21 protein-coding genes are annotated in these 24,142 nt (G+C 61.5%); 20 read left to right on the top strand and 1 reads right to left on the bottom strand.

Annotated features, from left to right (window positions below; all coding sequences use genetic code 11):
- The first annotated feature begins 6 nt into the window (after nucleotides 1-6).
- The 7 genes from BFW87_RS00290 (at nucleotide 7) to BFW87_RS31315 (ending at nucleotide 5,675) form a co-directional block, all read left to right on the top strand.
- Complete coding sequence (locus tag BFW87_RS00290) at nucleotides 7-522, top strand: hypothetical protein (RefSeq protein ID WP_078738020.1); 516 nt, start codon at nucleotides 7-9, stop codon at nucleotides 520-522.
- 8 nt (nucleotides 523-530) lie between these two features.
- Nucleotides 531-1,181, top strand: coding sequence for a DUF421 domain-containing protein (locus BFW87_RS00285; protein ID WP_303047295.1), 651 nt, complete (start codon nucleotides 531-533; stop codon nucleotides 1,179-1,181).
- 286 nt (nucleotides 1,182-1,467) lie between these two features.
- Nucleotides 1,468-2,841: an iron-containing redox enzyme family protein gene (locus tag BFW87_RS00280; RefSeq protein WP_078738019.1), complete on the top strand. Its 1,374-nt coding sequence runs from the start codon at nucleotides 1,468-1,470 to the stop codon at nucleotides 2,839-2,841.
- Between the two features lie 19 nt (nucleotides 2,842-2,860).
- A complete protein-coding gene (locus BFW87_RS00275; RefSeq protein ID WP_078738018.1) occupies nucleotides 2,861-3,841 on the top strand; it encodes a methyltransferase in 981 nt (326 codons plus the stop codon).
- Nucleotides 3,842-3,847: 6 nt separating this feature from the next.
- Complete coding sequence (locus BFW87_RS00270) at nucleotides 3,848-4,981, top strand: carboxylate-amine ligase (protein ID WP_254865834.1); 1,134 nt, start codon at nucleotides 3,848-3,850, stop codon at nucleotides 4,979-4,981.
- A 95-nt stretch (nucleotides 4,982-5,076) separates the two neighbouring features.
- On the top strand, nucleotides 5,077-5,316 hold the full coding sequence (locus BFW87_RS00265; RefSeq protein WP_078738016.1) for a hypothetical protein: 240 nt from the start codon (nucleotides 5,077-5,079) through the stop codon (nucleotides 5,314-5,316).
- A gap of 149 nt (nucleotides 5,317-5,465) precedes the next feature.
- A complete protein-coding gene (locus BFW87_RS31315; protein ID WP_139372371.1) occupies nucleotides 5,466-5,675 on the top strand; it encodes a hypothetical protein in 210 nt (69 codons plus the stop codon).
- 16 nt (nucleotides 5,676-5,691) lie between these two features.
- Here BFW87_RS31315 and BFW87_RS00260 read toward each other — a convergent pair whose 3' ends face one another.
- A complete protein-coding gene (locus BFW87_RS00260) occupies nucleotides 5,692-9,840 on the bottom strand; it encodes a CheR family methyltransferase (RefSeq protein ID WP_078738015.1) in 4,149 nt (1,382 codons plus the stop codon).
- Between the two features lie 295 nt (nucleotides 9,841-10,135).
- On the opposite strand from BFW87_RS00260, the gene BFW87_RS00255 reads away from it, so the two are divergent.
- From BFW87_RS00255 to BFW87_RS00195, 13 genes are all read left to right on the top strand, one after another.
- A complete protein-coding gene (locus BFW87_RS00255) occupies nucleotides 10,136-10,993 on the top strand; it encodes an SDR family oxidoreductase (protein WP_078738014.1) in 858 nt (285 codons plus the stop codon).
- 62 nt (nucleotides 10,994-11,055) lie between these two features.
- The gene (locus BFW87_RS00250) at nucleotides 11,056-12,849 is read left to right on the top strand and encodes a thiamine pyrophosphate-requiring protein (protein WP_078738013.1); all 1,794 of its coding nucleotides are present in this window, start codon (nucleotides 11,056-11,058) and stop codon (nucleotides 12,847-12,849) included.
- A gap of 91 nt (nucleotides 12,850-12,940) precedes the next feature.
- Entirely contained in the window at nucleotides 12,941-13,597 is a 657-nt protein-coding gene (locus tag BFW87_RS00245; RefSeq protein WP_078738012.1) for a cytochrome c3 family protein, read from the top strand.
- A complete protein-coding gene (locus BFW87_RS00240) occupies nucleotides 13,594-16,464 on the top strand; it encodes a TAT-variant-translocated molybdopterin oxidoreductase (RefSeq protein WP_078738011.1) in 2,871 nt (956 codons plus the stop codon). The genes BFW87_RS00245 and BFW87_RS00240 overlap by 4 nt, the downstream gene beginning before the upstream one ends.
- A complete protein-coding gene (gene nrfD / locus BFW87_RS00235) occupies nucleotides 16,454-17,818 on the top strand; it encodes an NrfD/PsrC family molybdoenzyme membrane anchor subunit (protein ID WP_078738010.1) in 1,365 nt (454 codons plus the stop codon). The genes BFW87_RS00240 and nrfD overlap by 11 nt, the downstream gene beginning before the upstream one ends.
- Nucleotides 17,811-18,335 (top strand): DUF3341 domain-containing protein, encoded by a 525-nt coding sequence (locus BFW87_RS00230; RefSeq protein ID WP_078738009.1) that lies wholly within the window; start codon nucleotides 17,811-17,813, stop codon nucleotides 18,333-18,335. Before nrfD ends, BFW87_RS00230 begins: the two co-directional genes overlap by 8 nt.
- On the top strand, nucleotides 18,332-18,865 hold the full coding sequence (locus tag BFW87_RS00225; RefSeq protein WP_078738008.1) for a c-type cytochrome: 534 nt from the start codon (nucleotides 18,332-18,334) through the stop codon (nucleotides 18,863-18,865). Before BFW87_RS00230 ends, BFW87_RS00225 begins: the two co-directional genes overlap by 4 nt.
- Entirely contained in the window at nucleotides 18,862-19,860 is a 999-nt protein-coding gene (locus BFW87_RS00220; RefSeq protein WP_078738007.1) for a hypothetical protein, read from the top strand. The genes BFW87_RS00225 and BFW87_RS00220 overlap by 4 nt, the downstream gene beginning before the upstream one ends.
- Complete coding sequence (locus BFW87_RS00215) at nucleotides 19,850-20,218, top strand: hypothetical protein (protein WP_078738006.1); 369 nt, start codon at nucleotides 19,850-19,852, stop codon at nucleotides 20,216-20,218. The genes BFW87_RS00220 and BFW87_RS00215 overlap by 11 nt, the downstream gene beginning before the upstream one ends.
- Nucleotides 20,208-20,999 carry an SCO family protein gene (locus tag BFW87_RS00210; protein ID WP_078738184.1) on the top strand — a complete coding sequence of 264 codons (792 nt, stop codon included), beginning with the start codon at nucleotides 20,208-20,210 and terminating at the stop codon, nucleotides 20,997-20,999. Before BFW87_RS00215 ends, BFW87_RS00210 begins: the two co-directional genes overlap by 11 nt.
- Nucleotides 20,996-21,928: a cytochrome c oxidase subunit II gene (gene coxB, locus BFW87_RS00205; protein ID WP_078738005.1), complete on the top strand. Its 933-nt coding sequence runs from the start codon at nucleotides 20,996-20,998 to the stop codon at nucleotides 21,926-21,928. The genes BFW87_RS00210 and coxB overlap by 4 nt, the downstream gene beginning before the upstream one ends.
- The gene (locus BFW87_RS00200) at nucleotides 21,925-23,523 is read left to right on the top strand and encodes a cytochrome c oxidase subunit I (RefSeq protein ID WP_078738004.1); all 1,599 of its coding nucleotides are present in this window, start codon (nucleotides 21,925-21,927) and stop codon (nucleotides 23,521-23,523) included. Before coxB ends, BFW87_RS00200 begins: the two co-directional genes overlap by 4 nt.
- A complete protein-coding gene (locus BFW87_RS00195; protein ID WP_078738003.1) occupies nucleotides 23,510-24,142 on the top strand; it encodes a cytochrome c oxidase subunit 3 in 633 nt (210 codons plus the stop codon). The genes BFW87_RS00200 and BFW87_RS00195 overlap by 14 nt, the downstream gene beginning before the upstream one ends.

The raw sequence follows: 24,142 nt of genomic DNA, 5'->3' as shown, positions 1-24,142 counted from the left end.
CCTGATATGAACGCTCCTGAATCTGACGATCTGCAAAGCCGCAACGCTCCGGTGAGAGAGGACATGGTCTTGCAACGCAAGGTCTGGCGCTTTGAGCGGCTGGGCTGGTATGCGCTGGTCGTTCTGATAGGGCTGACGTTGGCCGGGCTGTTTTCCAAGGGGCCGCTGAGCCAAGGCGAGGTGCGCAGTGCTGACGGACGAGTGCGTGTGGAATACCAGCGGTTCCTGCGCAACGGTTCCTCCGGCGGGCTGGTCATTCACCTGCAGGGGCGGGCGCGCGAGCCCCTTGAAGTCGAGATCAATGGCGAGCTGCTACGCGGTTTCAATATCGAAATGTTGCAGCCGCAGCCGCTCAAAGCCAGCGCCGCCGATGAGGGCGTGAAGCTTTGGGTACTGAGCGATAGCGACGGCCAGGCGACGTTGTACATGACCCTGCGCAGCGACGGCGTAGGCAAATTCGCGACCCGAGTGTCGCGAACCAGTGGCGCCTCCGTGCGCTTCTCTCAATTCATTTATCCCTAGGGACTCTCATGGATTCGGTCCTGCGCGCAGCCGCGATTTACTTAGTGCTGATGGTGCTGTTCAAGATCGCTGGCCGGCGCTCCCTGGCGGAACTCACCACGTTCGACTTGGTGCTGTTGATGGTGATTGGCGAGGCCACACAACAGGCGTTGTTGGGCGATGATTTCTCGTTGGTCAATGCGGTGCTGGTGATCGTTACGCTGATTGCAATCGACATCGGTTTTTCATTGGTCAAGCAGCGTTCGCGATGGTTTTCGCGCCTGCTCGACGGCGGCCCGACAATTTTGGTTGAGCAAGGCCGCGCCCTGCACCAACGCTTGAAGCACGCGCGGCTGGACGAAGAAGACATCCTTGAAGCGTCGCGGTCCGCACAGGGCATTACAGATATGAGTCAGATTAAATTCGCGATTCTTGAGCGCAACGGAAAAATTTCAATCATTCCCTATGATTCAGCAGAGGAGGCTATGCCGATGAACACGCCATCTACCACCACCCAACCTGACGCCGACGCGCCTGACCAGCTTCCGGAAAAGGACCTCGGCCAAGGGCTCAGTGACGATGAGCGCGTGTCCAGGGAAGGCGAGCGCAATCCGGATTCAAACGGTAAGGGCGCGCGGGTTACCCCAGGCCCTGAAGATGAAAAGCGTTTGAAGCCTTGAACTCACTGGACGCTCCGCGGGCGGCCCCATCACTTGGTCCGGCGCTGGCGCACGCCGATGGAATTTTTTGCGCAGTGTGCGGCTCTTTCGTAATAGAGGCGAAAAAACGCCCCGTAATAGGTGTCGGCAGTCGCCGAGGCCCGAATAAAAATATGCGGATGGAGCCTGCCATGCCTGCATTGCCCGGTTACATAGCTTTCCTGTTTTGTCCCGTTGCGCTCGGCGTGTACTTGCCTGTCGGTGGCCGCTGGCAGATGTGCCGGGTAAGCCACCCAAGGAGCTTTTCATGACTGTCTTTCAAACCCTGAAAAATGCATCCAGCCAGTGGCAGCGGGAGGGCGCTTTGCGTAACCAGTACCAATATTTGCTTGCCGAATGGGATGCCGAATCTTCGCAGCGGGCAGCGGATTTCCTGCAGGCGCAGCTGGGACTTGTCGGGCCCGTTGAGGGCGCGCCGTTGCCCGCGTCGCTTGACCAACTGATGAAGTGGGTCGAACACAATTGCACGGCGGTTGCCCAGGAGTACGCGCAGTACCTGCACGGTCGGCAGCAAGGCGAAGACCGCCGCTATTTTCAAAATAAAGCGCACGCCCTGTATTTCCTGCAGTGCGTGGCGCCGACCAAACACGTCGATGGGGCCTGGCTTTACGGCGTACTTGCGCACTGGCGCGATTATCGCTACGACGGGCTTTTGACCACCTACCTAGAAGAACTCGGTGATGGCGAACCGGCACAGAACCATGTCGCGATTTACCAACGCCTGTTGGCCGAGCAAGGCTGCGACGGCGATTTTGACTGGCAGGATCAGCACTTCCACCAAGGCGCCATCCAGTTGGCGCTTGGCCACAGCGCCCAGGCGCACATGCCGGAAATCCTCGGCTATAACCTCGGCTATGAGCAACTGCCGCTGCACCTGCTCATCTGCGCTTACGAGCTCACGGAGCTGGGAATCGACCCCTATTATTTCAGTCTTCATGTGACCATCGACAACGCCAGCAGCGGCCATGCCCGGCGCGCGGTTCAAGCGGTTCTGGCGTTGATGCCCGAGGGTATGGATGCGACCGAATATTGGCAACGGGTATGTCGCGGTTACCAGCTGAACGATCTGGGCGTGGGATCCACGGCAGTGATCCAGGCGTTTGACCTGGAGCAGGAGTTGGTCGCAATGCTTGAGCGCAAGCGTCCATTCGGCCAGCACATGCATTCCGATTACTGCCGCTTTGAAGGCAAGACTGTCAATCAATGGTTGGCGCAGCCGGGGCAGGTTCGCAATTTCTTGCAGGCCTTGCAGAACAAGGGCTGGATTAAGCGGAACCAGCCCCCTGAAGACAGTCGTTTCTGGCAACTGATTGACGGCGCGGGGGCTGCCATGTTCGGCGTGTTCAGTGGCTATGAAAAACAATTGCTGCGCGACTGGATCGCCGGGGATTGGTGCGATGCAAAACGTAGTGCGCGCCCACGCCCGGCGATGCCCGTGTCGTCAAGCGCGTACGCGCCCGACGACCCCGAGGCTCATGCACTCCAAGAGGCACTGGCGCTGCGCAGCGGCGAGCAGCAGTTAACTCTGTTGCTACCATGGCTGCGCCCTGACCGGCATCATCGCCCCGCTGGTTTGTTTGCCACCCGGCGTTTTATTCAATTGCGCGCAGGCCTGCGCTGACTGACAAAGGAATGCACTCATGGTCGATCCGCTGCTGTATTCGTCGTCTCCCATTTCATCGGCCCAATCACGCGCCGACCGCGCGCTGCTGCATTTGGGCCGACGCCTGCAGGCGGATGACTATCGCTTCATCACGCCCACGCCGTTGACCCACACAGGGGTGATTACCCGTTTAGATAACGCGCCGGCCAGCGACATGCGCGGGATTTTCGGCTGGTCGCGACCCTTTGATGCGCAGGTGTTCGAGCCCGCCGAATGGCGGGAGCTGCAAGAAGCTGGCATTGTCGTCAAGGCGCACGGGCGCTGGTACAGCACGGTACGCTGGTCGACCCTGGGCCCTTTGCTGTTGGCGCATTCGGCGTTTCCAACCGAGGACGCAGACTCGGTGTTTTTCGGCCCCGACACCTACCGTTTTGCCGGCGTCATTGATGACTGTCTGCGCGAGCGCTTTGCGCCGATCCGCCGCGCCGTGGACATCGGCTGTGGCTCGGGCGCCGGTGCCTTGCTGGTGGCGCGCGCACGGCATGACGCTGAGGTGCTGGCGGTGGACATCAACCCCAGGGCGCTGCGCCTGAGCGCGGTCAATGCCGAACTAGCCGAGACGCCGAACGTCAGCGTGTACCACAGCGACGTACTCGACAGCGTCGACGGCTGCTTTGATCTGATCCTCGCCAACCCGCCCTACATGAAGGACGGTCAACAGCGGGCCTACCGCCACGGCGGCGGCGAACTGGGTGAAGCGCTGTCGTTGCGCATCTTGCGTGAAGCGCTGCCGCGCCTGGCGCGCGACGGCACCTTGTTGCTCTACACCGGCGTGGCGATGGTCGACGGTCGCGATGCGTTTCTTGAGGCCGCCCGTGCCGTGTTGACCAGCGACGCCTTTGGCTGGATCTACCGCGAACTGGACCCCGACGTATTCGGCGAAGAGTTGGAAAAGCCCGGCTACGAGCGGGTCGAGCGCATTGCCGCAGTGGCGCTGACCGTTACCCGCCTGAGCTGAGTGGCCATGGACCGCGGACAGCGCTTTGGCATTGAAGAAGAATATTTCATCATCGATCTGCGCAGCCGACGCCTGCTTGCCGAACCGTCGGCGGGGGTGTTGGCAGCCTGTCGCGAGGCAATTGGCGAGGGCTTTTCCTATGAGATGTTCCAGGGCCAGGTCGAAGTGGCATCGCCGGTGTTTGACGATGCCGTATACGCTGCCACCTACCTGGGCCGCGTGCGCCGAGAACTGAACCAGGCATTGGCCGAACACGGGCTGGGGTTTATCAGCAGCGGCGCGCACCCAATGGCCGGTTGGCAGGCGCAACGGGCTACCCCGCAGGCGCATTTCCAGCGGTTGTTCGATGAGTTCCGAATCGTCGCGCAGCGTAGCGTGCTCAGCGGTCTGCACGTTCACGCAGAGATCCCGGCAGGTGTCGATCGCATCGCGGTTATGAACGAGGTATTGCCCTGGTTGCCGATGCTGCTGGCCCTGAGCGTTTCATCGCCGTTGTGGCAGGGCCAACTCAGTGGCTATTGCAGCTACCGGCAAGTGGTGTGTGACGAGTGGCCGCGTATGGGCATCCCCGAATACCTGCTGGATGAGCCCGGTTTCCAGCACTACTTGGGCTTACTCAAACGGACCGGCGCGGTGGCCAGCGACGCAAATATCTGGTGGGGTTGTCGCCCCTCTTTGAGCTACCCGACGCTGGAGTTGCGCATGACCGACGCATGCCCGCGTTTGAGCGACGCGCTGGCCTTGGCCGGGCTGTTCCGGGTGATGGTCAAATATGCCTGCCTGTTACCGACGCCTGGCAGTCAATACAGTGTCGAGTGCCACTGGCTGCTCAAGGAAAACCGGAATCAAGCCAGGCGCTGGGGGCACCAGGGGCGCTTTGTGCTTGCGCCCGAGACGCCGGCGCTGTCGCTTGAACAATGGCTGACGCTGGCAGAGCGACGCTTTGGCGCCATTGCCTGCGCGTTGGGTGAGGAGGGCGTGTTTACCCAAGCCCGGAGGATACTCAGCGATGGCACCAGCGCTCAGCGGCAGTCAGGTTGGTATGAGGCAAGCGCGGCGCCTGCCAAGGAGCGCTGGCAGGCCGTGGTAGATGGGCTGGCGGAAGAGAGTCGAGAGGGGCAAATCGTTCTGGCGAGTTGACCTGCGTGCCATTCGTCTTTTACGTTGCACTTCGACACCGCTAGCGACTCGAAACAGATCCATACGCTGTTAGCTATTAATTGGAGAGTTTCGCCATGACAAACGACCCGTCCAATACCGAGTCCGCCCCAGTAGAAAATCCTCAAGAGCCGAATGATGATGGCTTCGTCGTCGGCACTGCCGGGCGGGATGAAGATCCGAACGCCACGACCGACTGGGATCATCCCGATGACCCGCAACACCGCAAAGGCACGGACGAAGACTCGCAGCCTCCACCTAACGGCACCCCCGGCATCGACATCGTGCCCAGGCCGGATAACGACGGCGCGGATTGAGCCGTGTGCTGGCAGGATTTCAGGTAGCGGCACAGTGAAATCAAGTAAGCGCTTGTTTGAAGATTTTTGAGGATGTGGCTTGAAACTCGGCAGGCTTATTGATATCGCTTGTTAATGATGCGAACTAGACGTCAAGGGATGGAGTGTGTATGTCTCATCAACAAGTGGGAAAAAACTGTGTGGCCTGTCAGGTGGAGTATTTTCCCTCGCTTGAAAGCCAAGCGCATACGGCATTCATTGGGCATGATCCGTGCTGCCCCATCTGCCGAAAAATCAATCTTGATCAACGCGTCGAAGATGCGTTACAAGAAAGTGTCAATAAATTGTATGCATTGCTGGCGCGACGCCAGCAACGATAATGTGGATTATCTGTCCTTAATTGCCCGCGCTGCGCAAACTATTGATCAGTTCAATCAGCGACTCATGAGCCACCGGCTTGCTGACATGATGGTTAAAGCCTGACTCTGCGGTTTTTTTCTGATCGCCCACGGCGCCATAGCCCGTGAGTGCAATGGATGGCGTCGTGTATAAGTGATCCAGCTTACGAAGGTTTTTCATCAATTCATGGCCGTCCATGCCCGGCATCCCGATGTCTGAAATGATCAGGTCGTACCGATCGGTGTTCGCGGCTTCAAGTGCCAATTGCGGATCGCCGAAGGCCTTTACGTCGGCACCTTCCATTTCAAGCAGCATCTGTAGCACGAGCAGCACGTCTTGGGAGTCATCGACCAGCAGGACTTTCAACCCGCCCAGGCGGTTATCCTCATCTGAGGTTTCAGGGATGAGTAGCAGGTCATCATGCTGCTCGCTCAGGGGCAACAGCATCGAGAACGCGCAGCCGAAGCCCAGGCCTTTGGAGTGAACTCTCACTTGTCCGCCATGGGCCTCAACCAATTGGCGTACCAGCGACAAGCCGATCCCGAGACCCTCACGCTGATGCGTCTGGTGCTGGTTTTCCGCCTGGCTGAACAGGTCGAAAATCTTATCCAGGCTTTCCTCGGCGAGCCCGATGCCGCTGTCGATGACGTCCAGTTGCGCATGCCCATCCACGCGGCTCAGTACCAACTGGACGCGGCCATCGTCCGGGGTGAATTTCAGTGCGTTGTTGACCAGGTTCCAAATCACCTGCTCAAGCCGCGTAGGGTCGGCATCGACGACCAGCGTGGTCTGCGGCGCCAGGGAAATATCCAGTGTCACTTGGCAACGGTGGCCATCGTTGAGCACCACGTTGTAGACGTCCTGAAGCGTCTTGGCCAGATCGACCGGCTGTTTCTTAAGCTTGAGCTTGCCGGTCCGCACCCTTGCCACGTCAAGCAGGTCGTCAATAATTCGTGCCTGGCTGCAGACGGCCTCGCAGATCGTATCAACGGCCTTGATGGCCGGGACCGCTGACTTGGTGGCCGGCAGGCGGCGCAGCAATTCGGCGTTGAGCTGGATCAGGTTCAACGGGTGTTTGAGCTCGTGAGACATCACCGCGAAAAACTCGTCCTTGAGATGGCTGTTGGTCTGGGTTTCCATCAGCCGTTTGTGTTGCTCATCATGCATGCGTTTATGGCCAGTGAGGTCGCGGGCGATCTTGACGTAGCCGCGCAGGCTGTCGCTCTTGAGCTGAGTGACTTCACCACTGCAATAGAACCGGCTGCCGTCCTTGCGCACATGCCAGCGCTCGTCTTCACCCCGGCCATGCTCGCGGGCAGCGCGCAGTTCATTTTCCGGCACGCCGTCGGTGCGGTCCTCCGGGGAGAAGATCAGGTCGTAGTAAGCACCCAGCACTTCTTCTTTGGTGTAGCCGAAGATCAATTCCGCGCCGGTATTCCAGTCGGTGATAGCCCCATGGTCGTCTAGAATGATGATGGCGAAGTCATGGGTGCTTTCGGCCACGAGGCGCATGCGCTCTTCTCCCAACCTGAGTTCCTCCTCGGCCAGGCGACGTTTGGTGATGTCGATAAAGGTCAACACGGTGCCGTCAATATGGTCTTCGCTGGAGCGGTAAGGCAGTAGACGCGCGATGTACCAACGCTCATCCTTACTGCTGATCTCGCGCTCGATCATGCTCAATGATTCGAAGACATTCGTCGCGTCACTTGCCATTTCGGGGTAGTTGAGGCGGTGGGTGATGTCCATCAAAGAGCGCCCGGTATCCACCGGCAGCATGCTGAAGATGTCCGTGGCGCGCGGGGTAAACCAGCGGATGCGCATATTGCGGTCGACAAACACGGTAGCGATGTCGGTTGACGCAATCAGGTTGGTCAGGTAGTCGTTGACCTTGTCGGTTTCTTCAACCTTGGTCTTGAGTTCATAGTTGACGGTGAGCAGCTCTTCGTTGATCGACTGCAACTCTTCCTTGCTGGTCTCCAATTCTTCAGTGGCCGAACGCAATTCTTCGTTGACCGCCTGCATCTCCTCGTTGGAGGCCTTGAGTTCCTCGCTGGAGACTTCCGATTGTTCGATGGTGTCCTGCAGGTGCAGCTTTGTACGCTGTAGTTCACGTTCCAGATTGCTCATCATCTGGTTTTCGACGAAGTTGACGCTCGACTCGCCCGATTGCTGCGAGTCGACCTGGGTCTCTTTGAACGTCACTAGGACAAAATCGCTTTCGGTGGCGTCATCCCGGTAGGGAAGGGCAGTGATGTCCACCATGAACAATTCCTGGCCGCGCTCCAGTTGCACCTTGCGTGACGTGACCGGCAGACCGGATTGCTGGACCTGAAACAGCGTCGTGCGAATATCCAGGCGCAGGTCGGGGTGTACCAGCGCGAGCAAATTACGCGTCATTTCCCCTGCTACGTAACGCAGGAAGCGCCCGGCACCTTCGCTGATGTGCAAGATATCGGCGTGTACATCGACGATGACACTCGGCGGCGCGGCTTTTTCCAGGGCGCGCAGGTGAATTTCAGCAAACGAGACTTTCGTCGGCATCTTGGTTTCAGTGATGGCTGGCAGGATGTTGGGGCGCAAGTAGCCGCCGCGCGGCATGGTGGGCGCGCGGCGCACCGAGGTCGAGCCAGCGCGCACACGAAAGATGCGGTTGCGCTTGTCCACCGGCACAAACAGGTCAAGGCAGCTATCAGCCGATTCCGACGAACCAAGGAACAGATAGCCGCCGGGTCGCAAGGCGAAATGGAACATCTGCAGGATGTCCCGTTGTACTTCCCGGTCCAGGTAGATCAGCAGGTTGCGGCACACAATCAGGTCGATCTGCGAGAACGGCGGGTCGGCCATCAGGCTGTGCTTGGCAAACAACACCTTTTCGCGAATTTCCTTGCGCACGCGATAGTGCTGGTTTTTCTCCTTGGAGAAATACTGGCGCAGGCGCGTGGGCGGCACGTCGGTGATGATCGCTTCGGGGTACACGCCATTGCGGCCATGGCTGATCGCGCGCTCGTCGATATCGGTGGCGAACACCTGCATTTTTGCCCCGCTGGCGTCCAGCACCAGTTGCTCGGCGACCAGCATCGCCAAGCTGTAGGCTTCTTCGCCGGTCGAACAACCGGCCGACCAGATACGCACTTCCTCGCGATGCGGGACGCTGTCTTCCAGAGTCTTGACCAAGTTGGGAATCACGTCACGCTCAAGCGCTTCGAAAGCCTCGCGGTCGCGAAAGAAGTTCGTAACGCCGATCAGCATGTCGCCGAGTAACGCCTTGGTTTCTTCGGGGTGTGCCTGCAGAAAATTGTAATAACTGGCCAGGTCAGGTTGGGCGGTCACCTGCAGGCGCCGCTCAATGCGGCGCAACACCGTGGCCCTCTTGTAGTGCTTGAAGTCATGGCCGGTGCTGGCGCGGAGCTGGATGAGGATGTCCAGCAACAGTTGTTCGGCCACGGCAACATCCCGTTCGGTCGCGGGCGGTGTCGTGTGAATCTCTGGGTCATCGGCCGTGGGCAGGATGATCGATTGAGCATTACGCCACAGTTCGAGTAGTTTCTGAGGCATTTCCACCACTGGAAGCGACAGGTCGACCATCTGCGTCTCGATGGCGGCCAGCGGCATGCCGTCGAATTCGGCATCTTCCGGCGTTTGTACCAAGGTGACTCCGCCTTGCTCCTTGATACGCGACAACCCAACTGCGCCGTCGGAGCCGGTGCCGGAAAGGATCACGCAAAAGGCGCGCTCCTTATGCGTGTCTGCCAGGTCGCGGAAAAATAGGTCGATTGCAATGTGCGAACCGCCTTCGCGTACCGAAGGCGAAACCGCCAGATAGCCATCATTCATCGCCAAATGTTGTGCGGGGGAGATGACGTAGACGTGGTTTTTTTCGATGGGTGTGGTGTCGGTGACTTGCAGCACCGGCATCCGCGTCGACTCCTGGATGATTTTGTCGGCCACACTTTGATGGTCGGGCGACAGATGCAGAATCACCACGAAGGCCATGCCGCAGTCTTTGGGCATGTGTTCGAAAAATGCCTTCACCGCTTGCAGCCCGCCCGCCGACGCACCGATACCTACGACCGGAAATTTCAGGTTACTGGGCGTCAGGTCCGTGCGTTGCGGAACATTCGGGGACCGTGGTGGGGCAGACTTCATGAGGTAAACCTTGGTTAACAGCGCGCTGAAAGTCCGTTATCACACGGCCTCGATTCAGACGGATAAGGATTGATAAAGAAGTGCGAAATATAGCCTAAAAACTGGCCAGCAAAGACGTTTTTAGATCGCACGATAATCCCTGTTATTCGGTTGAGGCGCAAACCTTGCGGAAGGTTTATTCAGATCGACGGGTGGTATCGCGCCACCGCAACGCTAATCCGGATTTTGCAATTTCGTCTGAACTATTGCCTGCGGTGAGTCCTCGCAAGAATAGGCAGACGAAGGAGGACCTCCGATGAGCAACTACCCAAAACCACCGTTCAAACCCCAACAGCAAGCGGTGCCCGGCGACCAATACCGGATGGACCCGCAACCCGATTGTGGTGAAAAAACCTATAAGGGTTCAGGCCGTCTGGCGAACAAAATAGCCTTGATCACCGGCGCCGACAGCGGCATCGGCCGAGCCGTCGCCATTGCCTTCGCACGTGAGGGTGCGGACGTGGCGATCTCTTATCTTGACGAGCACGAGGACGCCAAGGAAACCGCGCGCTGGGTCGAAGCGGCCGGCCGCCAGTGCGTGCTTTTGCCGGGTGATTTGAGCCGCCAGCCGCACTGCGCGGCCATCGTGAATGACACGGTGAAGGCCTTTGGGCGTATCGATATTTTGGTTAACAACGCAGCCTTTCAGATGACCCATGAAACGTTGGAAGAAATTGCTGACGAGGAATGGGTGAAGACATTCGACGTCAATGTCACCGCCATGTTTCGGATCTGCAAGGCCGCGCTGCCCAATATGGCCGCAGGCAGCTCGATCATTAACACCAGCTCCGTCAACTCCGATGCGCCCAACCCGACACTCCTGTGTTATGCGGCCACCAAAGGCGCCATCGCCAATTTTACCGCAGGCCTGGCGCAGTTGCTCGGTAAGCGCGGTATTCGTGTTAACAGCGTCGCGCCAGGGCCTATCTGGACACCTCTGATCGTGTCGACGATGCCTGAAGAGTCAGTGAGGAATTTCGGTGGCAATACGCCCCTGGGTCGCCCAGGCCAACCGGTCGAAGTGGCGCCGATTTATGTACTGCTGGCATCCGATGAGGGCAGTTACATCTCCGGCGAACGCTACGGCGTGACGGGCGGTAAGCCGATTCTCTGACGCATGGCCGGCGCAACGTGTTGCGCCGGTTTTCATTCGACCTGCTTTAAGCGAGGGTTCCAATGACAACGATAGTAGGTGACTTTCTGGTTGAACGGCTTGCCCAGTGGGGCGTCACGCGGATTTTTGGTTATCCGGGTGACGGCATCAACGGCGTGTTTGGTGCCTTGAGTCGCGCTAACGGCAAGATCGAGTTCATCCAGGCCCGTCACGAAGAAATGGCCGCCTTCATGGCTTCGGCCCACGCTAAATTTACCGGCGAACTGGGCGTGTGTATTGCCACCTCCGGGCCGGGTGCGTCGCATTTGATCACTGGACTGTATGACGCGCGTATGGACCACATGCCGGTACTGGCGATTGTCGGGCAACAAGCCCGGGCGGCGCTGGGCGGCCATTACCAGCAAGAGCTGGACCTGGTCTCGATGTTCAAGGATGTGGCCGGCGCCTTTGTGCAACAGGCCTTGGTGCCGTCGCAGGTGCGCCACCTGATTGACCGCGCGGTGCGTACCGCTGTTGGCGAGCGCCGGGTCACCGCGATTATATTGCCTAACGACTTGCAGGAAACTGCCTACGAGCTGCCCGCCAGGGCCCATGGCACGGTGCATTCCGGTGTGGGCTACAGCAAACCCAAGGTCGTACCCTATGACGCCGACCTGCAACGCGCGGCTGACGTACTCAATGCTGGCAAAAAAGTTGCGATTCTGGTCGGCGCCGGGGCACTGGCGGCGACTGACCAGGTGATCGCCGTGGCCGAAGCATTGGGTGCAGGCGCCGCCAAGGCGTTGCTCGGCAAGGCGGTGTTGCCCGATGACCTGTCGTGGGTCACCGGCAGCATCGGCCTGCTCGGCACCGAGCCCAGCTACAAGTTGATGACCGAATGTGACACCTTGTTGATGATCGGTTCGGGTTTTCCCTATTCCGAGTTCCTGCCCAAGGAAAGCCAAGCCCGCGGCGTACAGATTGACCTGCAACCCGACATGCTGAGCCTGCGTTACCCTATGGAGGTGAACCTGCTCGGCGATGCGGCCGAAACCCTCGCCGCACTGCTGCCGCTGCTGGAACACAAAACCACGCGCACGTGGCGCAAAAAGGTCGAAGGCTGGCGCGCAAGCTGGGAGAAAACCCTGGAGAAACGCGCCCTGGCCAAGGCCAAGCCGATCAACCCACAGCGCGTGGTATACGAACTTTCGCCGCGCTTGCCCGACCACGCGATTATCACCAGCGACTCCGGCTCCTGCGCCAACTGGTATGCGCGTGACCTGAAGATCCGCCGAGGCATGCAGTGTTCGCTGTCCGGCGGCCTGGCGTCGATGGGCGCCGCCGTGCCCTATGCGATTGCGGCCAAATTCGCCCATCCGCAGCAGACGGTGATCGCGCTGGTAGGCGATGGCGCGATGCAAATGAACAACATGGCCGAGTTGATCACCGTCGCCAAATACTGGCGGCAGTGGCAGAGCCCGAAATGGATCTGCGCAGTCTTCAATAACGAGGACTTGAACCAGGTCACCTGGGAGCAACGGGTGATGGAAGGCGATCCCAAGTTCGAGGCTTCGCAGAACATCCCCGACGTGCCGTACCACCTGTTTGCGATCTCGCTGGGGCTCAAGGGTATCTTCGTCGAGCGCGAAGAAGACGTCGCGTCGGCCTGGGAGCAAGCGCTCGCCTCGGATGTGCCGGTGTTGATCGAGTTCAAGACCGACCCCAACGTGCCGCCGCTGCCACCGCATTTCAAGCTGGAACAAGCGAAGAAATTTGCTTCCACGCTGCTCCAGGGCGATCCGGATGAGGCCGGGGTGATTGTGCAAACTGCCAAGCAAGTGCTGGCGAGTGTCTTGCCGGGGCGCGCGAAGCCATAGACAGCCCGCGCCGATAACAAAAATAACGAACTCCTGCGCACCCGCGCAGCCATAGTTGTAAGGACATGGACATGGACATGAGAATCCGGCGATGACGCAGATTTTCAGGCGCTCGGCCGACACTTGGTTGCGCGTGGGACTGCTGCTGCTGATCGTCGGCCTCTCGGGAGGCTTGCTTGTGGCATTGACCCTGGAGGGCACCGACTACCGCACCGGGCGTAATTGGGTGGTCGAACAGCCCTTGCCCTTCAGTCATGCCCACCACGCGGGCGAGCTGAAGATTGACTGTCGCTACTGCCACAGCGCGGTGCAGTCCTCGGCTATCGCCAGCCTGCCGCCCACCGAAACCTGTATGAGCTGTCATTCCCAGGTCTGGAAAAACGCCGACGTGCTGGCGCCGTTGCGCAAGAGCCTGCGCGAGCATGAGCCGATGCACTGGCAGCGCGTGGTCGAGTTGCCGGACTACGTATACTTCCATCACGGCGTGCATGTAAACGCCGGTGTTGGCTGTAGCGAATGCCACGGCCAGGTCGACCGTATGCAACTGACGTTCAAGGCCCAGCCGCTGAATATGGGCCAGTGCCTGGCCTGTCACCGCGACCCGGCACCGCACCTGCGGCCGGTGGATCAGGTGACCAATATGCAATGGCGTACCGATGAGGATCGCCGCGCGCTGGGTGAGCGGCTTATGAAGGCGCACCCTATTGATATCCGAGGTCTGGCCGACTGCGGGACGTGCCACCGATGAGCGCGCCACTGGATTTCGCCGCCTTGCGCGACCAACTGGCCGGGCTCAAGGGCCAGGCCTATTGGCGCGGGCTTGAGGCGCTGGCGGCGTCCCCCGAGACCCAAGCGCTGATGGAAGCGGAGTTTCCGGGAGCGGCACCGTTGATGGACCGCCGCAGCTTCCTGCAACTGATGGCGGCCAGCCTCGCCATGGCCGGGCTGGCCGCGTGCGGCAAAACCCCGGAACAGGCCGTTACGGCGGTTAACCAGCCGGTTTCACTGACACCGGGTGTCGCCGCCTGGTATGCCACCGCCATACCCTTTTGCGGCGTCGCTCAGCCGGTGTTGGGCAAGACTGTCGCCGGACGCCCGATCAAGCTGGAAGGCAACCCCGAACACCCGATGTCCGGCGGCACCTGTGACGCGTTCACCCAGGCGGCGATCCTGCAACTCTATGACCCCGACCGCTCCCAGGCGCCGCGCTTGAAAGGCCGCGAAACCAGTTGGTCGCACGTGCTTGCGGCACTGTCGGGCATGCAACAGGCGCTGGATGGCGTCCACGGCAAAGGCCTGCACATTGCCTGCGGCGCCAGCAGTTCGCCGACCCTCGGGCGACAGCTCGATCAACTGCAAGAACGCTGGCCCGAGGCGAGGCTGTACCACGCTGAGGCATTCAACGAGACCGTCGCCCTGCACAGCAGCGAACGGGTGTTCGGCCAGCCGCTGAGCCCGCGCGTGCACTTGGAACAGGCTGACGTGCTGGTGTGTCTGGAATACGATCCGTTGGGCAGCGGTCCCCGCCAGACGGCGTTGCAGCGCGGCTGGGCCGAGCGGCGGCGGCGGGCGGCCAAAGGCGAGGGCGGCGCATTGGCGTTCGTGGCTGAAAGCATTCCAACCCTCACTGGCGCCGCCGCCACGGCACGCCTGCCGATTGCGCCATCACGCCTGCCGGACCTGTTGCTGGCCTTGAGCCAAGCCTTGGGCGAAACGCTTTCGGCCACGCCGCGCATGACGACAGCGCAGCAGCATTGGGTTGACGCGGCCGCCGCCGCGCTCAAGGCGCATCCAGGCCGAGGGTTCATCGGCGTCAGCCCTCAGGCGCCCGAGGCGCTGCAGGCGCAGGTCATGCACCTGAACCAGCGTCTCGGCCATCCGGACTGGCAGGTGCCGAGCCTGCTGGGTTATGCGCTGCAACGCCGTTGGGATTCGCTGGATCAACTGAATCGCGCGCTGACAGCGGGGCGCGTGACTCACTTGCTCATGCTGGATTGCAACCCGCTGCAGACTTCACAGCTTGCGCGCGAGCTGCAGCAGGTGCCGTTCCGCCTGCACGCCGGGCTCTATTACGACGAAAGCGCTGCCGAATGCCACTGGCACCTGCCCCTCAACCATGCGCTGGATGGCTGGAGTGACGCCCGCGCGGCGGATGGCAGCGCCTGCATTGTGCAGCCGCTGATCGAACCGATGTACGCGACCCGTACGCTGCATCAGGTGGTCGACATGCTGCTCAACGCCGCCGAGGTTGATGCCCTGCAATTAGTGCGCGCCACGTGGGTGCCTATCCCCGAGGCTCAATGGCGCCAGGCCTTGGCGGACGGCTGGATCGAACCGGCGGCGCCGCCCATAGAGGTCGCAGACGCGCCCGCGGCAACGCCCGCGTTGACCGATATCGACGGCCTGCAGGCGGTCATCCGCCCAGACCCGACGGTGTGGGACGGGCGTTTCGCCAATTGCGGATGGCTGCAGGAATTGCCCAAGCCGATCAGTACCCTCACCTGGAGCAACGTGATCGGGCTTTCGCCGCGCCAAGCGGAGCAGTTGGGCCTTGGCAATGGTGACGGTGTTGAAGCAACCCTGGCCGACCAGGTCGTGCGCGGGCCCGTGTGGATCGAGCCGGGGCAGGCCGACGAGGTCATCGCCCTGTACACCGGTTATGGCCGAACCCGCGCCGGGCGTGTCGGTAACCACCTCGGCTACGCCGTCAGGCCGCTCGAACAGCTTTGCGTCGGCGCGACCCTGCGTGCCACGGGCGAGCGTTATCGGTTGGCCGCCACGCAGGTCCATCACCACCTTCCCGGCGATGAAGACCCACCCATCCGCGTGGTCGCGCGCGATGCGCCGCAACTGCCCACCCAATCGATTCCGGTGTCGCTCTACAGCCCGGCCGCCGACGGCGGCCCGCAATGGGGCATGGTCATTGACCTGGACCTGTGCACCGGTTGCAACGCCTGTGTCGTCGCCTGCCAGGCCGAGAACAACATCGCCGTGGTCGGCGCCGACCAGGTTGCCCAAGGCCGCAGCCTGCACTGGCTGCGCATCGATCACTACTACCAGGGCCCGCTGGAGGCACCGCGCTCACGCTTCCAGCCGTTGCCGTGCATGCATTGCGAACAGGCGCCCTGCGAAACCGGCTGCCCGGTCAATGCCACGGTACACAGTCGCGATGGTTTGAATCAGATGGTCTACAACCGCTGCATCGGCACGCGCACGTGTGCCTCCTATTGCCCGTACAAAGTCCGTCGCTTCAATTGGCTCGACTACAGCGCCGATGCGGCGCCGTCACTCCAGGCCCAGCGCAACCCCGAGGTGACGGTGCGCGCCCGAGGCGTCATGGAAAAATGTACCTACTGCATCCAGCGCATCAGCAGTGCGCGAGTCGACGACAGGCAGCAAGGTGCCGACTTCGACACCTCCGGCGTGGTCACCGCCTGCCAGCAGACGTGCCCCAGCCAGGCCATCCGTTTCGGCGACATTGCCGACCCGGCGAGCGCCGTCAGCCAGGCGCGCCGGGACCCACGCCACTACCGCCTGCTCGAAGCCCTCGGCACGCGACCGCGCACCAGCTACCTGGCGCGGATCGAAGAGGAGGGCGCGGCCGATGAGCACTGAGCCATTGCTGCACGACACCGCGCATTTTTTGCCGCAGGCCTTGAGTGACCAGCAGGTGTCGCGGCAAGTGTTCGGGCCGCTGCAACAGTTCCCGCGGCGCGTGGCCTGGCGCTGGATGTTCGGCGCCGGCATCTTGCTGTTGCTGATATACCTCGGGTCAGTTGCGGTGTTGTTGGCCAAGGGCGTGGGCATGTGGGGCAATAACCAGCCGGTGCAGTGGGGCTTTGGCATTCTCAATTACATTTGGTGGTTGGGCATCGGCCACGCCGGCACGTTTATTTCAGCGTTGCTGCTGCTGATCGAACGGCCCTGGCGGCATACCCTCAATCGCCTGGCCGAATTGATGACGCTGATGGCGGTGATCTGCGCCGCGCTGTACCCGATCCTGCACCTGGGCCGTCCCTGGCTGTTCTACTGGACCATGCCGTACCCGAATGAAATGGGGCTGTGGCCGCAATTCAAGAGCCCCACCGCGTGGGACATGTTTGCGATCCTGTCGTACCTGACGGTGTCGGTGTTGTTCCTGCTGGTGGGCGCCATACCGGATTTTGCTACCGCCCGTGACCGCGCCAGGACGCCGCTGCGGCAAGTTCTGTATGGCCTGCTCGCGCTCGGTTGGCACGGTTCGCAACGGCACTGGGCGATATGGCGACGCACCACGCGGGTGCTGGCGATCCTGGCGATACCGCTGGTGTTTGCGGTCTCCAGCGGTTACTCGTTCCTGATGACCATGGGCCCCCAGAGTGGCTGGCATTCAACGTTGTTCCCGGCGTATTTCGTCGCCGGCGCGGTGTTTTCCGGGTTTGCGCTGGTGGCGTTGCTGGCGATTGGCGTGCGCTGGATGCTGTGCATCGAAAGCCTGATTACCGCGCGCCATCTGGACATGCTCGGCCGCTTGCTGCTGGCCACCGGTTGGCTGACGGCCTACGGTTACCTGGCGGATCTGTTCATGCCGTTCTACAGCGGCGATGCGCATGAAATCGAAGTGCTGCTCACGCGCATCAGTGGCCCGCATGCCTGGAGTTTCTGGCTGGCCATTGTCTGCAATGTCGGCGTGCTCCAAGCATTGTGGTGGCCCCAAGTGCGACAGCAACCGAGACGCCTGGCCCTGGTCGCGTTGGCGGTGCTGGTGGGCATGTGGGCCGAACGTTTCATGTTGCTAATCCCGCCCCAGACCCGCGACCTGCTGGTGTCGAGTTGGGGCGACTATTCGCCGACGCTGTGGGACTGGTCGCTGTTTATCGGCAGCTTTGGCGTGTTCCTGGTGCCCTACAGCCTGTTCCTGCGCTATCTGCCGATGGTCTCGGCGTTCGAGGTCAAGCAGGCGCTGCATCAGGAGCGTGGCGATGGCTGACTGCCTGGGGCTGCTCGCGCGTTTTTCCGCACCCCAACCGCTGGTAGAGGCGGGGTTGCGCGCCAGGGACCTTGGCTATCGACGCATGGACGCGTTTGCGCCGTTTGCGCTGGAAGCCTTGGAGCCGGTATTGGCGCCCAGGGCCAACCGCGTGCCGCGCATGGCGTGTGTTGGCGCTGCGGTCGGCGCCGGGCTGGCACTGTTGATGCAGATTGGCTCGGTGTGGGCCTATCCACTGAACGTTGGCGGGCGTCCGTTGATTGCGTTGCCGCAGCTGTGGGTGGTGACGTTCTTGTTCGCGGTGGTGTTTGCTGGCGTGGCGGCGGTGCTGACTTGGTTGATGTGCATCCGCCTGCCACGCCTGCACCATCCGTTATTTGCTGCAGAAGGGTTCGACGCCGCCAGTGATGACGGGTTCTTCCTGTTTATCGACGCGCGTGACCCACTGTTCGACCTTGAAAACACCCGTGCCTGGCTGGCCGAACACGCGCTCAGCGTGCAGGCGGTGCAACCGTGAGTCGCTGGCCGTGGGCGCTGTGCCTGGCGTTGCTGTGCAGTGGCTGCGATGACATGTCACGCCAGGCCAAAGTGCTGGAGCAGCGTGCGGGTGCGCTGTTCGCCGACGGCCTCAGCAGCCGTCAGCCGCCAGCGGGCAGCGTGGCGCGCGGGCAGTTGCAGCGCGAGGCAAGCGTGCAGCAGCGCCCGGCGCTGAATGCGGCTTTGCTTGCCCGGGGCGAGGCGGCCTATCAAATCTTTTGTACGCCCTGCCATGGCCTGGGCGGGCTCGGCGATGGCTTGGTGGTCGGTCGCGGTTTTCCGGCGCCGCCGTCATTCATCGAGCCTCGGCTGTTGAACGCAACCGATGACCAACTGATGCAGGTCATCGCCCATGGGCAAGGCTTGATGTATGGCTACGAATCGCGCATCCAGCCGCAGGAACGCTGGGCCATTGTCGCCCATCTGCGCGTGTTGCAATTGAGTCAGCATGCCGACCTCGACAGCCTGCCGGCGCCGCTGCGCCAGGCGTTCGAGGCGCGAGCGCAATGAAACGCCTACCACTGCTGGTCGCCAGCGCAGCCCTCGGGCTCGCGCTGTTTGCCCTGTGGCAGCCAGCCTGGGTCGGCGCGGGCGCACTGGCGGCGGCAGTGAATGGCACCAGCATCGTGCTCGGCTGCGTGCTGCTCGCCGTGCTGACGCCCTTGGTCAGCGGGCGCTGGCAACCGCTGCTGGAACCGGGCAGCCGCCTGGGCGCGAGTGCGGTGATCCTGATGGTGCCGATGCTGCTGCCGGTGCTGCTGGCAATGGCGTGGATGTACCCGTGGTACAGCCAGGAGACCCCGGGTTTTCGCGGACTCTGGTTGTCACCGTGGTTTTTTGTGCTGCGCACCTTGCTGTATGCCGGGCTGGCTTGGCGGGTGCTGCGCTGGGCCGGTCGGCACAACGCCGCGGGGCTGATCCTCTACGGGTTGACGGCCAGCCTGGCGGCGGTGGACTGGCTGATGTCGCTGCAGCCGGGGTTTGTCTCCAGCATTTTCGGCCTGTTGTTGATTGCCCGGCACTTACTCGATGGCCTGGCGTTTGCCGGGCTTTGTGTGATGTGCTGGAACGTGGTGGTGTTGCCGGCCCGGCAGTGCGTGATATTGCGTGGTTTGCTGGTGAGTGCCCTGGGATTTTGGGTGTATGTGCACTTCATGCAGTACCTGATTATCTGGTCGGTGAACCTGGAGCATGAAACGCTCTGGTATCGCCTGCGGGAAGCCGGGTTGTGGGGCGTAGTGACTGCGTTGTTGATGCTTGGGCAACTGGCGAGTCTGCTGGTGCTCGCGTCGCCGTGGGGCGCGCGGATGTGGGTGTTGATGGGAGGCTGCGTGGCGATCCTGCTGTTGGGGGCGCTGGAGTCCATCTGGATCAGCCTGCCGTCGATATTCCCTGAAGCAGGCGCCGGCGCCGTGCTGACCGCCGCGCTTTGCCAGGGTGTCTACGCGGCGGGCCTGTTCATGTGGTGGCGTCGGCAATGGCAAAGGAGGCGCCATGACACCTGATTACCAACCCAACAATTTTGACGGCAAAAAAGCCTGGCGCGTGATCCTGCTGTTGTTCATGGCGGTTGCGCTGGCATTGGGTGGCGTGGCCTGGCTGTTGAGTGGCTATCGCCAGCATGCGCAACAGGCGCCCTTGAGCGAACTGGAAAGCCAGCGTCTGCTGCCGCCCGAGCCGCGCTTGCAAGCCAACCCCAGGCTGGCCGGCGAAGCACAACTCGCCCGCCAGCGTGTGCACCTGGACAGCTTTGGCTGGGTCGACCGCGAGCATCACATCGTGCATCTGCCCTTGGCGCACGCTCGGCAGTTGATGCTGGAGCGAGGCTGGCCCGCACCAGAGGACGATGGCCGTGGGCATTAAACCCGTACTGGCGCTGCTGGCGTGCCTGGTGTTGCAACCGGTCATGGCCCAGGGCTTCGACCCGTTTACCGCCGCTGGCATCGACAGCAGCCGCGTGGGCAGCCACCTAGCCCTGGACACGCGCTTTACCGATCAGCACGGTAGCTCGGTGCGCCTGGGCGATTTGCTCAACGGCCGGCCGACGCTGCTGGTGCCGTTGTACTTCCGCTGCCCGAATGTGTGTGGTGCGGCGCTCTCGACCTTGTTCAGCCAACTGGCGAGCCAGCCTTACCGCCTGGGACGGGACTTCCAGGTCATCGCCTTCAGCTTCGACCCGCGTGAGGACGTGAGCGCCGCCCGCGAAGAACTGGCCAAGCTCAGCCAGCACTGGCCGGCATTGGCCAACGCGCCCGGCCTGCACCTAATGACCGGCGACGCGGCTGCCAGCCAGGCTTTGGCCGACTCGATCGGGTTCGGTTACCGCTTCGATCCGCAGCAACAACAATACGCCCACAGTTCGGCGGTGGCTGTGGTCACCGCTGACGGACGTTTGTCGCGCTGGCTTTATGGCCTGGGCTACCAGGCCAGCGACCTGCGCCTGGCACTCACCGAAGCCGGGCAGGGTAAGCTCGGCGCAATCAAGGAGCAACTGTTGTTGCTGTGCTACCACTACGACCCCCAAAGCGGCACCTACAGCAGCCGGATTATCTTGTTGCTGCAAGTGGCCGGCGTCGCCACCGTGTTGGTGCTGGGCCTGTTTATCGGCGTTGCCGTGCGCCGCGAACGTCGGAGGGCGCCATGAACGAACATTTCCTGCGCCTGTGGCCGGCGCAAGCCTCGGATTATGCGGTGTCGGTGGATTGGCTGGTGATTGGCTTCACCGCCATGATGGCGCTGTTTGTGGTGCCGGTCTTCGTGGCGTTGTGGGTGTTTATCTGGCGCTATCGACGCGGCCGCGTGGCAGACCGCGACCACCGTCCACAAAGCAATCTGCCCATTGAACTGGCCTGGATCATCCTGCCGTTCATTGGCTCGCTGGTGGTCTTCCTGTTTTCCGCGCGGTTGTTTTTCATCGCGCGTACGCCGCCGGATGACGCGTTGGAAGTGCAGGTCACCGCCCGGCAATGGATGTGGAAATTCCAGCACCAGGGCGGCCAGCGCGAGATCAACACCTTGCATGTGCCGGCCCGGCGCCCGGTGAAGTTGACGATGATTTCCGAGGACGTGATCCACAGTCTGTTTTTCCCCAGCCTGCGCATCAAGCAGGACGTGCTGCCAGGACGCTACAGCATGCTGTGGTTCCAGGCCGAGCACAGCGGCACCTACGAGGTGTACTGCGCCGAATACTGCGGCACCGACCATGCGGCCATGCTGGCACGCCTGGTGGTGCTGGACCCCGCCGACTACGAGCACTGGCTGACTGAAAACGGCAGCGCCGCCGACCTCGCCAGCCAGGGCGAAACCCTGTACCGCCAATACGGCTGCGGCAGTTGCCACGATTCGGGCAACGCGCCGCCGCTGGCCGGGGTGTTCAATCGCACGGTACAGCTGGCCGATGGGAGCCAGGTGAAGGCTGATGAAGCCTACCTGCGCGACAGTATCCTGTTGCCGCAAAAACAACTGGTGGCCGGCTACCTGCCGATCATGCCGACCTACAGCAACCTGCTGGACGAAGAGGCCGTGCAGCGCCTGGTGGCCTATCTGCGCACACTGCCTGGAGATCCCAAATGAGCCAACCCAGCTACCTGCATAAACAAGGTCTGCGCTCGTGGTTCCTGACCCGCGACCACAAGCGCATCGCGGTGCTGTACATGCTCACCGTGACCTTCTTTTTCTTTGCCGGCGGACTGGCGGCGAGCCTGATCCGTATTGAACTGGTGACCCCGGAAGGCGACTTGCTCACCGCCGATGGTTACAACCGCGCGTTTACCCTGCACGGGGTGATCATGGTCTGGTTTTTCCTGATTCCCTCGATTCCCAGCGTGTTCGGCAATTTTCTGGTGCCGATCATGATCGGGGCCAAAGACATGGCGTTTCCGCGCCTGAACCTGTTCAGTTGGTACCTGTTGCTGGGCGGTGGTTTGTTCACCCTGCTCGCGCTGCTGTTGGGTGGGGTCGACACTGGCTGGACCTTCTACACGCCGTTGTCGACGATGTTCAGCAACGGTCATGTGGTCGCGGTGATTTGCGGGGTGTTTATCGCGGGGTTTTCGTCGATCTTCACCGGTATCAACATCATCGCCACCGTGCATACCTTGCGCGCGCCGGGCATGACCTGGATGCGCCTGCCGCTGTTCATCTGGTCGATGTACGCGACCTCAATCATCCTGGTACTGGCCACGCCGGTGCTGGCGATCACGCTGGTGCTGGTGGCCGCCGAGCACCTGTTCAATATTGGCGTGTTCGACCCGAAACTGGGCGGCGACCCGCTGCTCTTCCAGCACCTGTTCTGGTTCTACAGCCACCCGGCGGTGTACATCATGATTTTGCCGGCCATGGGCGTGGTCAGCGAACTGATCACGGCGGCAGGGCACAAGCGTATTTTCGGTTATCGCTTTGTCGCCTCGTCGAGCGTGGCGATTGCTGTCATTGGCTTTCTGGTATGGGGCCATCACATGTTTGTGGCCGGGCAGTCGATGTACGCCAGCCTGGTGTTCTCGCTGTTGAGTTTTCTGGTGTCGATTCCGTCGGCGATCAAAGCGTACAACTGGAGCGCCACGCTGTACAAAAGTGACCTGACGCTGCACGCGCCGTTCCTGTTCGCCCTGACCTTTATCGGCTTGTTCATCATCGGTGGCGTCACCGGGTTGTTTCTCGCGCTGCTGGCGGCGGATTTGCATGCCCACGACACGTATTTCGTGGTCGCGCATTTTCACTACATCATGGTCGGTGCGGCGGTGGCCGGTTACTTTGGCGCGCTGCATTTCTGGTGGCCGAAAATCACTGGTCGGCTGTACTCGCAGCTGTGGGGCAAGATCACCGCGATCCTGATTTTCTGCGGCTTCAACCTGACGTTTTTCCCGCAGTTTTTGCTCGGCTACCTGGGCATGCCCAGGCGTTATCACAGCTATGACCCTGACTTTCAGTTCCTCAATGTGTTGTCCTCCGCCGGCGCGTCGATCCTGGCCGTGGCCTACGTGCTGCCGTTCTTTTACTTGCTGGGCTCGCTGCGTTGGGGCGAGCGGGCGCCGATCAATCCCTGGGAGGCTGCCGGGCTTGAGTGGCGCGTGGCATCGCCGCCGCCGGTGCATAATTTCGAAGCACCGGTGACGGTGGATTTCGAAGCGTACGACTATTCACCCGAGGCGCGTCGTGATCCGCTCTGACGAGAAACCGGCCGAGCCGTTCGTGGCCTGGGCCCAGCAGCGCGACGCCGCACGCCTGGGCATGTGGCTGTTCCTGGCCAGCGAAGCAATGATGTTCGGCAGTCTGATCATGGTCGCCTGGTTGCTGCGGTTGCAGCACCCGGACGGGGTGGCGGAGGCGGTGGCAGGGCTGCATTACTGGCTGGCGGCCGGCAATACGTTCCTGCTGTTGACCAGCAGCTTGCTGATGACTCTGGCGATGGCCGCCGGTGAGCCGCGCCGGGTGCGTCACTGGCTGCTCGGCGCTGCACTGTTGGGCGTGCTGTTCCTGGGCTGCAAGGGCATTGAGTATGGCCTGGAGATTCAAGAGGGCGTGTTGCCTGGTTTCGCCCAGGCATCGCATTGGCAAGTGCCCTCGGCGCAGTTGTTCATGAACCTGTATTTCATCGCCACGGCGCTGCACGGCGTGCATGTGCTGGTCGCCGTCGGCCTGGCGCTGTGGCTGTACCGTTCGCTGGGACGCGGCACGCTGGCGGTGCATCAGGCCGACACGCGGCTGGAAATGATCAGCCTGTATTGGCACTTGGTCGACGGGATCTGGATTGTGTTGTTCCCCACCCTCTACTTGGTAGGGCGTTGA

It is taken from the genome of Pseudomonas fluorescens, assembly GCF_002022275.1.
Classification (GTDB): Bacteria; Pseudomonadota; Gammaproteobacteria; order Pseudomonadales; family Pseudomonadaceae; genus Aquipseudomonas; species Aquipseudomonas fluorescens_AJ.
The sequence above is the reverse complement of the archived record's forward strand: the minus strand, read 5'-3'. Positions and strand labels throughout refer to the sequence as shown.

Coding starts and splice junctions, on each gene's coding strand:
- BFW87_RS00250 (WP_078738013.1), top strand. CDS start 11,056: ATGACAACGATAGTAGGTGACTTTCTGGTTGAACGGCTTGCCCAGTGG.
- BFW87_RS00230 (WP_078738009.1), top strand. CDS start 17,811: ATGGCTGACTGCCTGGGGCTGCTCGCGCGTTTTTCCGCACCCCAACCG.
- BFW87_RS00285 (WP_303047295.1), top strand. CDS start 531: ATGGATTCGGTCCTGCGCGCAGCCGCGATTTACTTAGTGCTGATGGTG.
- BFW87_RS00215 (WP_078738006.1), top strand. CDS start 19,850: ATGACACCTGATTACCAACCCAACAATTTTGACGGCAAAAAAGCCTGG.
- BFW87_RS00260 (WP_078738015.1), bottom strand. CDS start 9,840: ATGAAGTCTGCCCCACCACGGTCCCCGAATGTTCCGCAACGCACGGAC.
- BFW87_RS00290 (WP_078738020.1), top strand. CDS start 7: ATGAACGCTCCTGAATCTGACGATCTGCAAAGCCGCAACGCTCCGGTG.
- BFW87_RS00240 (WP_078738011.1), top strand. CDS start 13,594: ATGAGCGCGCCACTGGATTTCGCCGCCTTGCGCGACCAACTGGCCGGG.
- BFW87_RS00255 (WP_078738014.1), top strand. CDS start 10,136: ATGAGCAACTACCCAAAACCACCGTTCAAACCCCAACAGCAAGCGGTG.
- BFW87_RS00200 (WP_078738004.1), top strand. CDS start 21,925: ATGAGCCAACCCAGCTACCTGCATAAACAAGGTCTGCGCTCGTGGTTC.
- coxB (WP_078738005.1), top strand. CDS start 20,996: ATGAACGAACATTTCCTGCGCCTGTGGCCGGCGCAAGCCTCGGATTAT.
- BFW87_RS00280 (WP_078738019.1), top strand. CDS start 1,468: ATGACTGTCTTTCAAACCCTGAAAAATGCATCCAGCCAGTGGCAGCGG.
- BFW87_RS00220 (WP_078738007.1), top strand. CDS start 18,862: ATGAAACGCCTACCACTGCTGGTCGCCAGCGCAGCCCTCGGGCTCGCG.
- BFW87_RS00270 (WP_254865834.1), top strand. CDS start 3,848: ATGGACCGCGGACAGCGCTTTGGCATTGAAGAAGAATATTTCATCATC.
- BFW87_RS00245 (WP_078738012.1), top strand. CDS start 12,941: ATGACGCAGATTTTCAGGCGCTCGGCCGACACTTGGTTGCGCGTGGGA.
- BFW87_RS00265 (WP_078738016.1), top strand. CDS start 5,077: ATGACAAACGACCCGTCCAATACCGAGTCCGCCCCAGTAGAAAATCCT.
- BFW87_RS00275 (WP_078738018.1), top strand. CDS start 2,861: ATGGTCGATCCGCTGCTGTATTCGTCGTCTCCCATTTCATCGGCCCAA.
- BFW87_RS31315 (WP_139372371.1), top strand. CDS start 5,466: ATGTCTCATCAACAAGTGGGAAAAAACTGTGTGGCCTGTCAGGTGGAG.
- nrfD (WP_078738010.1), top strand. CDS start 16,454: ATGAGCACTGAGCCATTGCTGCACGACACCGCGCATTTTTTGCCGCAG.